The sequence below is a fragment of the Agromyces sp. NPDC056389 genome (genome assembly GCF_042262385.1).
GTDB lineage: Bacteria > Actinomycetota > Actinomycetes > Actinomycetales > Microbacteriaceae > Agromyces.
This window is the reverse complement of record NZ_JBHJPN010000001.1, coordinates 1,439,359-1,451,693: the sequence shown is the minus strand read 5'-3', so window position 1 is coordinate 1,451,693 and position 12,335 is coordinate 1,439,359. Positions and strand designations below refer to the sequence as shown.

At 69.5% G+C, this 12,335-nt stretch carries 16 protein-coding genes, 1 tRNA gene and 1 pseudogene; 10 read left to right on the top strand and 8 right to left on the bottom strand.

What is annotated here, in order from left to right:
• The first annotated feature begins 62 nt into the window (after window positions 1-62).
• Complete coding sequence (locus ACFCVM_RS06825) at window positions 63-566, top strand: amino-acid N-acetyltransferase (RefSeq protein ID WP_375835292.1); 504 nt, start codon at window positions 63-65, stop codon at window positions 564-566.
• A gap of 132 nt (window positions 567-698) precedes the next feature.
• On the top strand, window positions 699-1,325 hold the full coding sequence (locus tag ACFCVM_RS06820) for a hypothetical protein (protein ID WP_375835290.1): 627 nt from the start codon (window positions 699-701) through the stop codon (window positions 1,323-1,325).
• On the opposite strand, the gene ACFCVM_RS06815 is transcribed toward ACFCVM_RS06820, so the two are convergent.
• Complete coding sequence (locus ACFCVM_RS06815; protein WP_375835288.1) at window positions 1,319-1,618, bottom strand: hypothetical protein; 300 nt, start codon at window positions 1,616-1,618, stop codon at window positions 1,319-1,321. The genes ACFCVM_RS06820 and ACFCVM_RS06815 overlap by 7 nt on opposite strands.
• A gap of 393 nt (window positions 1,619-2,011) precedes the next feature.
• Between ACFCVM_RS06815 and ACFCVM_RS06810 the strand changes: the two genes are divergently transcribed.
• Window positions 2,012-2,422 (top strand): dehydrogenase, encoded by a 411-nt coding sequence (locus ACFCVM_RS06810; protein WP_204458582.1) that lies wholly within the window; start codon window positions 2,012-2,014, stop codon window positions 2,420-2,422.
• 33 nt (window positions 2,423-2,455) lie between these two features.
• Here the strand turns inward: ACFCVM_RS06810 and ACFCVM_RS06805 are convergent, their stop codons facing one another.
• Window positions 2,456-2,920 (bottom strand): DUF3237 domain-containing protein, encoded by a 465-nt coding sequence (locus ACFCVM_RS06805; RefSeq protein WP_375835286.1) that lies wholly within the window; start codon window positions 2,918-2,920, stop codon window positions 2,456-2,458.
• 148 nt (window positions 2,921-3,068) lie between these two features.
• On the opposite strand from ACFCVM_RS06805, the gene ACFCVM_RS06800 reads away from it, so the two are divergent.
• Both ACFCVM_RS06800 and ACFCVM_RS06795 read left to right on the top strand, forming a co-directional pair.
• Window positions 3,069-3,515, top strand: a complete 447-nt coding sequence (locus ACFCVM_RS06800) for a hypothetical protein (RefSeq protein WP_375835285.1) — start codon at window positions 3,069-3,071, stop codon at window positions 3,513-3,515.
• A complete protein-coding gene (locus ACFCVM_RS06795; protein WP_375835283.1) occupies window positions 3,467-3,892 on the top strand; it encodes a heavy metal-responsive transcriptional regulator in 426 nt (141 codons plus the stop codon). The genes ACFCVM_RS06800 and ACFCVM_RS06795 overlap by 49 nt, the downstream gene beginning before the upstream one ends.
• Before the next feature lie 48 nt (window positions 3,893-3,940).
• On the opposite strand, the gene radA is transcribed toward ACFCVM_RS06795, so the two are convergent.
• Entirely contained in the window at window positions 3,941-5,305 is a 1,365-nt protein-coding gene (gene radA, locus ACFCVM_RS06790) for a DNA repair protein RadA (RefSeq protein WP_375835282.1), read from the bottom strand.
• A 99-nt stretch (window positions 5,306-5,404) separates the two neighbouring features.
• Here radA and ACFCVM_RS06785 point away from each other — a divergent pair.
• A pseudogene (locus tag ACFCVM_RS06785) lies at window positions 5,405-5,503 on the top strand (FAD-dependent monooxygenase); the annotation flags it as partial.
• A gap of 64 nt (window positions 5,504-5,567) precedes the next feature.
• Complete coding sequence (locus tag ACFCVM_RS06780; RefSeq protein ID WP_375836674.1) at window positions 5,568-6,614, top strand: NAD(P)-binding domain-containing protein; 1,047 nt, start codon at window positions 5,568-5,570, stop codon at window positions 6,612-6,614.
• On the opposite strand, the gene ACFCVM_RS06775 is transcribed toward ACFCVM_RS06780, so the two are convergent.
• Window positions 6,592-7,413, bottom strand: coding sequence for an SGNH/GDSL hydrolase family protein (locus ACFCVM_RS06775; RefSeq protein WP_375835281.1), 822 nt, complete (start codon window positions 7,411-7,413; stop codon window positions 6,592-6,594). The genes ACFCVM_RS06780 and ACFCVM_RS06775 overlap by 23 nt on opposite strands.
• Window positions 7,414-7,522: 109 nt before the next feature.
• On the opposite strand from ACFCVM_RS06775, the gene ACFCVM_RS06770 reads away from it, so the two are divergent.
• The 3 genes from ACFCVM_RS06770 (at window position 7,523) to ACFCVM_RS06760 (ending at window position 10,068) form a co-directional block, all read left to right on the top strand.
• Window positions 7,523-7,612, top strand: a tRNA-Ser gene (locus ACFCVM_RS06770).
• 764 nt (window positions 7,613-8,376) lie between these two features.
• Complete coding sequence (locus ACFCVM_RS06765) at window positions 8,377-9,078, top strand: hypothetical protein (RefSeq protein WP_375835280.1); 702 nt, start codon at window positions 8,377-8,379, stop codon at window positions 9,076-9,078.
• 534 nt (window positions 9,079-9,612) lie between these two features.
• Window positions 9,613-10,068: a hypothetical protein gene (locus ACFCVM_RS06760; RefSeq protein WP_375835278.1), complete on the top strand. Its 456-nt coding sequence runs from the start codon at window positions 9,613-9,615 to the stop codon at window positions 10,066-10,068.
• A gap of 19 nt (window positions 10,069-10,087) precedes the next feature.
• On the opposite strand, the gene ACFCVM_RS06755 is transcribed toward ACFCVM_RS06760, so the two are convergent.
• From ACFCVM_RS06755 to ACFCVM_RS06740, 4 genes are all read right to left on the bottom strand, one after another.
• Complete coding sequence (locus ACFCVM_RS06755) at window positions 10,088-10,456, bottom strand: DMT family transporter (RefSeq protein ID WP_375835277.1); 369 nt, start codon at window positions 10,454-10,456, stop codon at window positions 10,088-10,090.
• A 1-nt stretch (window position 10,457) separates the two neighbouring features.
• The gene (locus ACFCVM_RS06750; RefSeq protein WP_375835276.1) at window positions 10,458-10,778 is read right to left on the bottom strand and encodes a DMT family transporter; all 321 of its coding nucleotides are present in this window, start codon (window positions 10,776-10,778) and stop codon (window positions 10,458-10,460) included.
• Window positions 10,779-10,809: 31 nt separating this feature from the next.
• The gene (locus ACFCVM_RS06745) at window positions 10,810-11,163 is read right to left on the bottom strand and encodes a three-helix bundle dimerization domain-containing protein (RefSeq protein ID WP_375835274.1); all 354 of its coding nucleotides are present in this window, start codon (window positions 11,161-11,163) and stop codon (window positions 10,810-10,812) included.
• Between the two features lie 64 nt (window positions 11,164-11,227).
• Window positions 11,228-12,283, bottom strand: coding sequence for a DNA polymerase IV (locus ACFCVM_RS06740; protein ID WP_375836673.1), 1,056 nt, complete (start codon window positions 12,281-12,283; stop codon window positions 11,228-11,230).
• Between the last annotated feature and the right edge of the window lie 52 nt (window positions 12,284-12,335).

The following is a 12,335-nucleotide window of genomic DNA, read 5'->3' as shown; positions in this document are numbered from 1 at the left end:
CCGCCCCTTCGGCGTTCCCGCCGTCGCGCGGGAACGATGTCGTGCGGGAATACGATGTCAGGATGACCGAGTTCCACGTGCGCCGGGCGCGCACGAGCGATGTGCCGAAGATCATCGAGCTCGTGGAGCCACTCGTGCAGCGACGCATCCTGCTCGGCAAGGAGCGCGTCGACCTCTACGGTGCGGTGCAGGAGTTCCGCGTCGCCGAGACCGACGACGGCAGCCTGGTCGGCGCCGGCGCGCTGCACGTCATGTGGGAGGACCTCGGCGAGGTGCGCACCCTCGCCGTCGACGACGCGTGGCTCGGCCACGGAGTCGGCCATGCGCTGCTCGCTGCGCTCGAGGAGGAGGCCCGCGAGCTCGGTCTCTCGAGGCTCTTCTGCCTGACCTTCGAGACCGGGTTCTTCGGCCGCCACGGCTTCGTCGACATGGGGGCCGAGACCGTCGATCCCACGGTGTACGCCGAACTGGTGCGCTCGAACGACGAGGGCGTCGCCGAGTTCCTCGATCTCGCGCGGGTGAAGCAGAACACGCTCGGCAACACGCGCATGCTGAAGCTGCTCTGACGCTCGGTGCCGTCGTATGCACGTACTCGGCCGCTCGTGCGAGCTGAGACGCCGCTGAGACCTCGCTGAGACGAGAAACGGCACGCCGAGCGGGTGCCGCGGGCACGCGCATCCCGGCCGTACCCTGTGTGCATGTCGACGAACACACCGACCGGGCGGCAGTCACCGCAGGTGTACCGTCGTCGCCGCATCGTCGTGCTGATCGGCCTGCTCGCGGTGATCATCGCGATCGTGCTCGTCATCGTGCGCCCGGGGGCGAGCCAGGGCGAGGAGCCCGTCGCCTCGCCGAGCGCGGAGCCGTCGGCGGTGCCCGAGACGACCTCGATCCCGACGGAACCCACTGCGGCCGACGGCGACCCGTGCGCTCCAGAGAAGATCCTGGTCGAGGCGGTCACCGACAAGTCCTCGTACGAGCCGGGGGAGCAGCCGCAGCTCTCGGTCACGATCACGAACACCGGCAAGAACGTCTGCGTGCTGAATGCCGGGACGAACGCGCAGGTCTTCACCGTCACGAGCGGATCCGAGCAGTACTGGACGTCGACCGACTGCCAGGTCGACGCCATCGACGCCGAGGTCTCCCTGACGCCGGGCACTCCGGTCAGCTCGAGCGTGCCGATCATCTGGGACCGCACGTACTCGACGCCCGAGACCTGCAGCGGCGCGCGCGAAACGGTGCCGGCGGGCGGCGCGTCGTATCACCTCGCGGTGACGGTCGACGGCTTCGCGTCGGCAGAGCAGAGGCAGTTCCTGCTCTACTGAGCGGCGCGACTCGGGTGCCCGCCCTGCGTACCGTGCGGGTAACCCGCGAACGCCGGAGTCGACCCCGCCGGAGGGTCGAAGTGCACGAGTGCGTTGGCCGCCTCGAGTGACGGCGCCGATGACATGAGTCGCTGCTCGGCCGGGTCGAGCGCCCACTTGACGACGAGGTAGACGTCGCCGCGCTTCACATCGCGATAGCGACGGATGATCGCCTTCGGCAGGGCCGGGTCGTTGCGCACGCACAACCAGGTGTCACCGTCGAATCGGATCGGTTTCGGGAGGCTGCTGGGCACTGGGCTCCTTCTGAGAGGAGCGCGCCGGCCCGCGCGAGTTAATTCGATGGTACGAGCGCCCCGCGACAGGATCACAGGGCGAGATTGCTTCGATGGTACGAGCGCCCCGCGACAGGATCACAGGGCGAGATTGCTTCGATGGTACGAGTGCCCGGCGACATGGTCGCGGGGCAGGAATCGGTGAATGCGCCGGCGCCGTGGGGTCAACGAGAACGCCGTCGTCTTCGTCGACACCTCGGACCCTCACGGTCCGGCACAGACATCTTAGGTCGCTTTCCTCGGAAGTCCACATCCGATTCCGGCCATGCCCGGAAGCCGGCGATCGGATGCCTCGGAGTGCGCCGTCGGCGGACGGAGGCGGGCCCCGCGGCATCCGCTCGGTACCCTTGTGGAATGGCAGGAAAGGCACGACGGAAGCAGGCGGCTGAACCCGTGGAGTTCCGTTCGCAGGCGCTCGCAGAGGCACTCGAACGGCAAGACATCGCGGCGGTCGCACTGGCGCTGCGCCACGGCAACACGGTGGTGCCCCTCGTGAAGCCGGGGCCGCGCGACAAGCCGCTCGACGGCGGCGAGGTGTGGACCTACCGCGACCCGAAGACGGGCGATGTCGCACTGCTGCTCTTCAGCGATGCCGCGAACAAGCCCGAGAACCTGCCGCCCGCGGTGGGCCTGCAGAGTCCGGCGTGGTTGCGCACCTTCCTGAAGCGGCACGAGTCGACGATCACCACGGTGTTCCTCGACATCGCGGGGCCGCACCCGATGCAGGCGCCGCCCGCCGAGCTGCTGAAGGCCCTCGAGGCCTAGGCCTCGGCCGAGGCGCGTCGAGTGAGCCCCCGGTCAGCGCAGCTCGAAGACCCGGATGCAGACGAATCCGGGCTCGGGCCTCGCCATGCCGATGAACTGCCGCTCGGCGAGCCACCGGTGGGCCGCGGCATCCGTCTGGAAGACCGGTGCGGTCCGGTAGTAGAGCTCCTCCTCGGGGACCTGCTGCCCGGCCGCCATTCGCTGCTCGAGCTCGTCTGAGGCAACGTAGTAGCCGCGGTTCACGACGTCGATCACCGTGCCGTCATCGGCCTCGAGGAGGTACCGCGCATCGAGCTGCGTGACGTCGCCACGCGCGACCCACCAATCGCCGCCGCCGGGCAGCACGCGGCCGTTCAGTCGGGGGCCGGTGACGGTTCCGCCCGTGATCGGCGTGAAGCCCAGGGCTTCGGATGCACCGTGGCCGATCCGACGTTCGAGATCGACCTCGACCCGCAACTCGAAGACGAAGACGAGGCTCGGTTCGAGCAGCGTGCTCATCGGGTCGCTCCGCGGATGGCCGCTGGTGCGTTCGGCGTGGTGTTCATGGCGCTCCTTCGCGTTGCATGCCCAACGGTATCGGCACGTCGAACACTCGGCCGCCTGACCGCTTGACCCTGCACCGTGGTTCACGGTCGACACTGGCGGCATGACCGCAACCGCAACGCCCTCAGCCCTGCTCCCGTCCGACGGCTCCTTCCAGCGCGTTCGATGGGGGCGCGCCGGCGCCGTCTACGACCTCATCGTGACCGTCGGGTTCGCCACGCCCTTCACTGCGCCGCTCCTGCTCGCCCTGACCCGGTCGCTCCACGACGCCCTGGACCTGCCGGGTGCGCTGCTGCCCGAGCTCGACCCCACCGCGCTCATGTTCACGAGCATGTTCGGCACCGCGGTGACCATGTGGGCGTTCGCACGGATCCTCCGCCCTGAGTGGCGATTCATCGCGATCGACACGGCCGGGCGAGCGGTGTTCTCGCTTTGGATGATCTGGGCGCTGTTGAATGGGCAGAGCGCGACGATCGTCGTGTTCCTGATCGGGGAGGTGACATGGCTGATCCTGCAGCTCAGCGGACTGCTCCGACTGCGTCGCCGCTGACGACCGGCCCGCTCGCCGGTGCGTCGGGCGTCGCAGTGAGCACGCTCCGGTTCTACGAGCGGCAGGGGCTGCTCGCGCCCGAGGGGCGCTCCAGCGGTGGCTACCGGCAGTACTCGCCCGACGCGGTGCGGCGGGTGCGGTTCATCCGTCGCGCCCAGGAGCTCGGGTTCACCCTGCGTGAGGTGCGAGACGTGCTGGCGCTCTCGGACGAGCCCGAGCGCATCGTGCTGGACGACGTCGCGGAACAGGTCGCCGACAAACTCGCCGAACTCGATCAGCGCATCGCCGACCTGCGCGGCGTGCGGGCGGCGCTGGCCCTCCTCGTCGAGTCGGGTCCGGTGCATCCGACGTGCCCGGTGATCGACGCCATCGTCTGAGCGGATGCTTCGGCGAGCCGGTGGCGGCTCGGTGAGCCGGGTCGCTGCCTAGAAGGCGGCGTCGAGCTCGCGCTCCCGCGGGCCGGTCGAGGCCATCATGGCTCGCTGCACGGCCGCGTGCACGCTGCCCGCCTCGACGTCGAGGATCGTCGTGTAGCCGAGCCGCTTGGCCTCTGCGCCGCGCTGCTTGGCCGCGGTGACCGGCCGCACCTCGCCGGCGAGGCTGATCTCGCCGAACGCCGCGAGCTCGTGGGGCACCGCGCGGTCGCGCATGGCGGAGGCGATGGCCACGGCGATGGCCAGGTCGGCGCCGGGTTCTGCGAGTCGCACGCCGCCGACGGTCGAGACGTAGACGTCGTGTTCGCCGAGCGACTTGAGCCCAGCACGGCGCTCGAGCACGGCGATGATCATGGCGACGCGCGAGGGGTCGACCCCGTTGACGACGCGGCGCGGCTGCGGGGCCTTCGTGGAGACCACGAGCGCCTGCACCTCGACCGGGAGCGCCCGCCGCCCCTCGAGGGCGACGGTGACGCACGTGCCGCTCACGGCGCTGCGACCGCTCGAGAGGAAGAGGCCCGATGGGTCGGGCACCTCGGCGATGCCGTCACCCGTCATCTCGAAGCAGCCGACCTCGTCGGTGGGGCCGAACCGGTTCTTGAGGGCCCGTACGAAGCGAAGCGACGTCTGCCGGTCGCCCTCGAACTGGCACACGACGTCGACGAGGTGCTCGAGCAGGCGAGGGCCGGCGATCGAGCCGTCTTTCGTGACGTGGCCGACGAGCAGCACGGGCAGTTGCCGCTCTTTCGCGACGCGGATGAGCGTCGATGCGACCTCGCGCACCTGGCTCGGCTGCCCGGGCAGGCCGTCGGAGAGCGATGACGAGACCGTCTGCACCGAGTCGACGATGAGTAGAGCGGGGGAGACGGCGTCGACCTGGCCGAGGATCGTCGCGAGGTCGGTCTCTGCGGCGAGGTAGAGCTCGTCGTGCAGTGCTCCGGTGCGCCCGGCACGGAGTCGCACCTGGGCGACCGACTCCTCTGCCGTGACGTAGAGCACGCGGCGACCGGTGCCGGCGACGCGTGCCGCCACTTCGAGGAGGAGCGTCGACTTGCCCACGCCGGGCTCGCCGGAGAGCAGGATCGCCGCGCCGGCGACGATGCCGCCGCCGAGCACCCGGTCGAACTCGCCGATGCCGCTCGGGCGGTGCGCGGCGTCTTCGGTCTGCACGTCGACGATCGACTTCGCGGTGCGAGCCTCGCCGAGCTGCACGGCCTGCACGGCGCGCACGATGCCGGTGGCCTCGGCCACGTCGACGACGGTGCCCCACTGCTGGCACTCGCCGCATCGACCGGCCCACTTGAGGGTGCTCCAGCCGCATTCTGAGCAACGGAACGTGGAGGTGGAGCGGGCCATGCCCCGAGACTAGCCGCGGCCGCCGACAGTGGGCGCTCGGCGCGGCGACCGGGATCCACACGCTGGCCGCCCGCTGGCCGTCGGCGTAGCCTGAGCGGCGTGCGAGCGGATGTCGACGTGCTCGTGATCGGAGCCGGGCAGGCCGGGCTCGCGGTCAGCCACGGGCTCACGGGCTCGGGCGTCGACCACGTCGTGCTCGAGCGCGAGCGTGCCGGCGCCGCCTGGGCCGCGCGGTGGGACAGCTTCCGGCTCGTGACACCGAATCACGTCATCGGCCTGCCGGGCGGCGAGTATCGCGGGGAGGACCCCGACGGCTACCCTCGATCGCGAGGAGATCGGCGCGCACCTGCGCGACTACGCGCGCTCGTTCGGCGCACCGCTCGTGGAAGAGGCCGACGTCGCGTCGCTTCGCGGCGAGGGCGGCGCCTTCGTCGCCGAGACGTCGGCGGGCGGCATCCGTGCCCGTCGCGTCGTGGCGTGCACCGGCGCCTACCAGCGCGAGCATCGCCCGGCGTTCATCGACGAGATCGCGCGCGAGGTGCCCGTCGTCGGGGCCACCGAGTACCGCGCGCCCGCCTCGCTGCCGGGCGGAACGGTGCTCGTCATCGGTGGCGGTCAGTCGGGCTGCCAGATCGCACACGAGCTCGTGCAGTCCGGTCGCGAAGTCGTGCTGGCTGCGAGTCGGGCACCGGCGATGCCGCGTCGCGTCGACGGACGCGACATCATCGACTGGCTCAGCGACCTCGGCTTCTTCGAGCACACGCTCGCGGACATGCCGTCACCGACCGTGCGGCTGGCATCGAACCCGCTCATCTCCGGGGCGAACGGCGGGCACGAGGTCAACCTCCGGGCGCTCGCCGCGATCGGGGTCGGGCTGATCGGCCACGTCATCGGCGTCGACGGCGCACGTGTGCGAGCGGCCGACGACCTCGCCGAATCGGTCGCCGTCGGCGACGGTGCGTTCACCGAGGTCTGCGCGGGGATCGGGCGCCTGTGCGACTCTCGCGGCCTGCCGGTGCCCGAGCTGCCGGAGCCGCCTGCGACCGAACTCGCCGCCGCGCCGCCGCCGCTCCTCGACGATCTCGGGGTCGTCGTCAACGCCGTGGGGTTCCGACCCGACTACGGCTGGATCGCGATGCAGGGGATCGTCGACGACATGGGCTTTCCGCTGCAGGAGGACGGGGCGAGCACTCGCGTGCAGGGGCTGTTCTTCGTCGGCGTGCCGTGGATGCGGACGCGCCGGTCGCCGCTGCTGCTCGGCGTCGGCGAGGACGCCGAGCTCGTCGTCAGGCGGCTCGCCGCTCGGTGATGCCGCTGAGCGAGCTCATCGCCGCTCGGTGACGCGACCGCAGCACCGCCGAGAGCGCCGGACGGAAGGCCCCGGCCCACACCGCGTAGCCGTGATCGTTCGGGTGGAACATGTCGCGCGCGAAGTGCGTCAGGATGCCGCGGAGACCCTGGCGCCGAGTGGCGTCGTGCAGCGGCGCCACGACGAGGCCGTGCTCGCGGGCGGCGGCGCGCAGCATCCGGTTCGCCTCGGCGACCTTGCGCTCGTTCTGCGGAAAGTAGAAGCACGGCAGGTCGGCCACGACGGCATCCATCGGCAGCTCGGCGAAGATCGAGCGGATGTTGCGGTCGAATCGCACCGGATCCCAGTCGGCGATGTCGTTCGCGCCGATCGAGACCGTGACGACATCGGGCCGAAGAGCGCGGAGGTCGCGGAACCGCGGCAGCTGGTCGCGCACCGCGAGCGACGTCGTCGCGCCCGACACGCTGAGGTTCACGACGCGCACGCTCCGGCCCGTCGTCTCGCGCAGTTCGTCGGCGATCTGGCCGACGTAGCTGCGGTCGGGCCGGGAGGCGCCGATGCCCTGGGCCGCGCTGTCGCCGATCGCGACGTAGAGCAGCTCGCCCTCGGCCTTCGCGTGGTCGCGCCACCACTTCGAGTGGATGGGCAGCGTCTCGTTCAGGGTCGACCGGTTCTCGCGCACCCGTTCACGGAACGGCCGCACGCCGAAGCTGCCGAGCACGGTCGACGCCGCGAGCCGGGCGCCGGCGGTGAGGCTCTGACGCGGGGCGTCGGCACGGGAGATGGGGGAGACGGTCACGAGCAGAACGTATTCCTGCACGCTTCGCGTGAGCTGCATGTCGGCTGAGCGTCGGCTGAGGCACCCGCTCGTTTTTGTTCTTGCGACTTCGTCGTCTACGATTGCTCTCGGTACCGTGTCCGAGCGGCCGAAGGTGCAACTCTCGAAAAGTTGTGTGGGTGAAAGCCCACCGTGGGTTCAAATCCCACCGGTACCGCCACGAGAAACGCCCCGTGATCCGAGCAATAGCAAGGGTCCGGGGCGTTTCTGCTTTAAGCCGGCACTGGCTCTGGCCACATTCTGGACGCTGACCGCTCGTGCGTCACAGGCGGGAACATCGATGCCGCCGCATTGGCATCGATGGCGCCGTGGGCTTCCGGTCTGTACCGCAGCGATGGAACCCTTTGGGCCTTGCACACATCCCTTGGTCTGCACGGCTCGCCTCAACCTCTACACCGGGAACGGAGTGGGGGCAGTGGGCGAACGCGAACGGCGGATTCGTCGGCTCCGGCTTCCAATGCTTCCAGACGCTGACAGGGCCGGGCGACTTCAATGGTGACGGAAACGTCGACATGATCGGCGCGACTCCCACGGGTCTCATATACCTCTATCGCGGAAATGGTGCCGGCGGCTGGATTCCCGGGTCCTCATCGGATCGAGCTGGTAGCCGAATAGACGGCCCAACGCCTGAGAAGGCCCCTCTCGCCTTCGGGCGGGAGGGGCCTTCGTTCGTATCAGCTTGATTCGGCCTGCCGCAAGAGTGAACCCCCTGATGCGCTGGCGGTTGGGGCGAGGTGAGAATCGGTTCACGTTTTACCCCCAAAGGAGGGCAGTGTGCAGGACGAAGCATCGAAACCTCATCTATCCAGACGGACGCTCCTAGGAGCTGTCGGCGCAGGGGCTCTCGGGCTTGCTGTGTCGCAGATCGCTGACATCTCATATGCATGGGGCGGCTACTCCAACGGATACATCCCGCTAAGTGCGATGACCAACGTGAACTACCCAGGAGTCAGCTACTGGTCATGGTCTTCCAATCCAGCCGACGGCGCAGTCGGTGGGGTGTACATGGAACCCGCGGCCGGTGCGGCGCTCGTCGCAATGCTCACGGCTTACCACAACGAGGTCGGCGGCTACCTCAACGTCAACGAGGGATACCGCAGCTTCGCCGGCCAGCAGTACTGGTCGAAGCATTCAGAAGGAACCGCTGCGCCTGGGTATTCCAACCATGGGTGGGGTCAAGCGTTCGACTTTGATCCCGGACTGCTCACTCGATCGCAGCACAGTTGGGTCATGGCCAACCGGGCCCGGTTTGGGTACGACTATCTCGGCTCCGGCGTCTTCCAAGAATTCGACTGGATGCACTTCAACTACACGGGGGCCCCCACAGGGCCTTCCACCGAACACCCGCAACCGAAAGAGGAAATCGACATGCTCATCATCCAGTTCCGCACCGGCCTGCAGGTCGACGGAAAGTCGCTCGACTACTCGGTCTGGGCCATCTCGGGCAAGGGCCTCCGGATGCTCACCTCGACCGCGTGGAACGCCGGCGGCGCGGAGCTCGCCGCTGCATACGGCGGGCTGAGGGTGATGGGCGACAACGCGTTCTCGCGGGTGCTCGACGCGAACAACATCCCGTGGACGAAGGTCGAACAAGCCTTCCGCAGTCTCGCCTTCGTCGCCGCGTAGACAACTCGCCCGCGCCACGCCGCCTTCGGACGCCCCGCTGAAGCCTTCAGCGGGGCGTCCTTGCATTCCCGGTGCCTGAATCTGTGCCGGCTTGAACATGGACTGCAACGCCGCGGTGATCCATTCGAGAGCCCGGAGTTTAGACCTCATCCGGAGGGGTTCCTCCGGCTCCCGTCGCTTGGCGTCATGAGGCGGCGCAGTGGTCGCCCGGCAGCCAGAATGTCTGCGAGCCATCCCTTGGTTCCACGCACCGCGACGACCCCTACTCGTCGCGGTGCGGGCACCCTCCCTGGTGTGTATGTCCGGTTTGGTGTCAACGGGTCTGCGTGCGACGTCGAATTGGACGAAGGTCGGCGTTGAGCAGCCTCATGGATGCGGCGTTTCCCCTTCTTGCCCGCTTCATCTGGGAATACGAGGAAATGACGCGGGGGTCATCAGGGTCGTGAGCGAAGCTCGCTATTTACTCCGGCGCGGGGACGTGCCACAGTCGAAGTGGTGCTCCCGACGCGAGAGCATCACGATCGGGGATCCATCATGCGAGGAACCAAGACGTCGTTCGCCGTGCTCGTCGTCGCGAGTGCACTGCTCCTCTCCGGCTGCGGCGCGGGCGGGGGCAGGTCCTCGTCGGGCGCCGCCGGAGCGTGCGAGACCCTGCAGGACGCGCTGCGGGATGTCTCGAACGGAGCGCAGAACGCCCTCAACGGGGTCGGCAGCCCCGACGAGATCCAGGCCGACCTCGAGGACTATGCGTCGCGTGCCGCTGAACTTGCTGAGAAGGCGGACAGTCCCGAGGTGGCCGACGCGCTCGCCGCGGTGGACGAGAAGCTGAGCGAGGCCGCTTCGTTCGCGGCGACGATTCCCACCGATGCCGACGGGGAGATCGCGCCCGACCCCGACGCGCTCGCCGAGCAGCAGGCCGCGATCCAGGAAGCGGCCGACAAGGTGAAGGCGGTCTGCGTCGAGCCCAACGATTCCGGCGGCGGGTACTGAGCGTCGCTCGCGTCGATCGTCACGCCTCGGGCGTCGGCGGCGCGCCCGACGCCTCGACCTCGCGCTCCTCGCGTGAGTGCACGAGCTTCAGCCCGATCACGCATGCGATGATGCCGGCGAGGAAGAGCACCTTCAGCACGCTCGCCGACTCGCCGCCGAAGGTGATCGCATAGGTCACGGTGAGCGCCGCCCCGAGCCCCGTCCAGACGGCGTAGGCCGTGCCGATCGGGATGCCGCGCATCGCGAAGGCGAGCCCGGCCATGCTGCCGACGAGGGCGACGAAGAACACGATGGTCGGAACGAGCTTCGAGAATCCGTCGGAGTAGCCGAGGGCGGTCGCCCAGACGGCTTCGAGCACGGCGCTCACGATGAGGATCGGCCAGTACATGTCAGGCCTCCCCGACGAGCTTCAGACCGATGACGCATCCGATGATGCCGAGCAGCAGCAGCACCTTCACGACGCTCGCTCGCTCGCCGCCGAAGATCATCGCGTAGGCGACGGTGAGCACGGCTCCGATGCCGACCCAGACGGCGTAGGCGGTGCCGACGGGGATGGTCGTCATCGCGAACGCGAGGCCCGCCATGCTGAGCACGAGTGCGACGACGAAGAGCGCCGTCGGCCAGGGACGGCGGAAGTTCTTCGACGCACCGAGTGCCGTCGCCCACACGGCTTCGAGCACGCCCGACGCGATGAGGATCACCCAGTCCATCTGCGCGCCCCCGTCCGTTCGGTCAGCAGGTTCAATTCGCCCCGCCGCCGAGGTCGCCGAAGAGGAACCCCGACTCGCGCTCGCGCGCTCGGCGTTCGATCTCCATCGGGTCGAGCTCGACGTCGGCGTCGTCGCCGGCGGCCGACCCCGACTCCGACGCCGGCGCGTCGGCGATCACCGGCACGGCCGTCGCCTCCTGCTTCAGGCGCTGCTTCGCGGTGCGCTCGACGAGCACGGGCACGAAGTCGCGCACGGGGTTGCCCTCGAGTTCGAGGTGGGCGGCTTCGACGACCGCGGCGACGTGGTCGCGGGGCAGATCGGGGAACCGGCCGACGAGTCGGTCGATCACTTCACCGACGGCGCGTGCTTCCTCCGTGTGGTCCATGTCGCAAGTCTCACTTCCGCAGCGCGGTGCAGCAAGACCCAGTTGCGGACCCGATGGCGCCGAGTCACCACCCGCTGCGGGTCGGCGTGTGGCCGTCGCGCGCGTCATCGGGCATCGGCATCTCGGCGCGAAGCCCGAGCAGGCGGATCGGACGGTCGGGTTCGATGCGGGCGACGAGGTCGAGCGCACGTGCGAGCACCGTCGCGCGGTCGCGCGTCGACGGGATCTTCTTCGTGAATACCTTGGTGATGAACGGCGCGTACCGGACCTTGAGCGTCAGGCCGATCACCGGCCGGCCCTCGGCGGCGACGTCGTCGAGCACGTGTGCGACGAGCTCGCGCACGGCATCCTCGACCTGGTCGGGCTCCGTGAGGTCCTGCTGGTAGGTCGTCTCCCGGCTGTGGCCGCGCGCGACCCACGGCGTGTCGTCGACGACATCGGAGCCGGCGCCGCGGCCGAGCTCTGCGTACCAGGGACCCATGCGCGGGCCGAACTCGGCGGCCAGCGCATCGAGATCGGCCGCGGCGAGTTCGGCGACCGTCGTGATGCCGAGCCCGGCCAGCCGCCGGGAGATCTTCGTGCCGACGCCCCAGAGATCGATGGTCGGCCGACCGCCCATCACGTCGAGCCAGTTGCCCGCAGTGAGCCGGTACATCCCGCGCGGCTTGCCGAACCCCGTCGCGACCTTGGCGCGCACGAGCGTGTCGCCGATGCCGACACTGCAGTGCAGGCGGGTGCGGTCGAGCACCGCGCGCTGGATCCGCCGGGCGTACGCCTCGGGGTCTGCCGTCTCCACGCCGACGAATGCCTCGTCCCAGCCGAGCACCTGCACGATCGCGCCCGGCTGCACGCGCAGGGTCGCCATCACGGCGGCGGATGCCTCGGCATACGCCTCGGCGTCGACCGGCAGGATCACGGCATCGGGCGCCTTGCGGGCGGCGATCCGCAGCGGCATCCCGGAGCCGACGCCGAACTCGCGCGCCTCGTACGAGGCGGTCGAGACGACCGCGCGCTCGCTCGGATCACCGCGACCGCCGACGATGACCGGCCGGCCTGCGAGCTCGGGGCGGCGCAGCACCTCGACGGCCGCGACGAACTGGTCGAGGTCGACGTGCAGCACCCATGACGTGCGGGTCACCCCACCAGTCTGCACCGCATGGCACGGTGTTAGC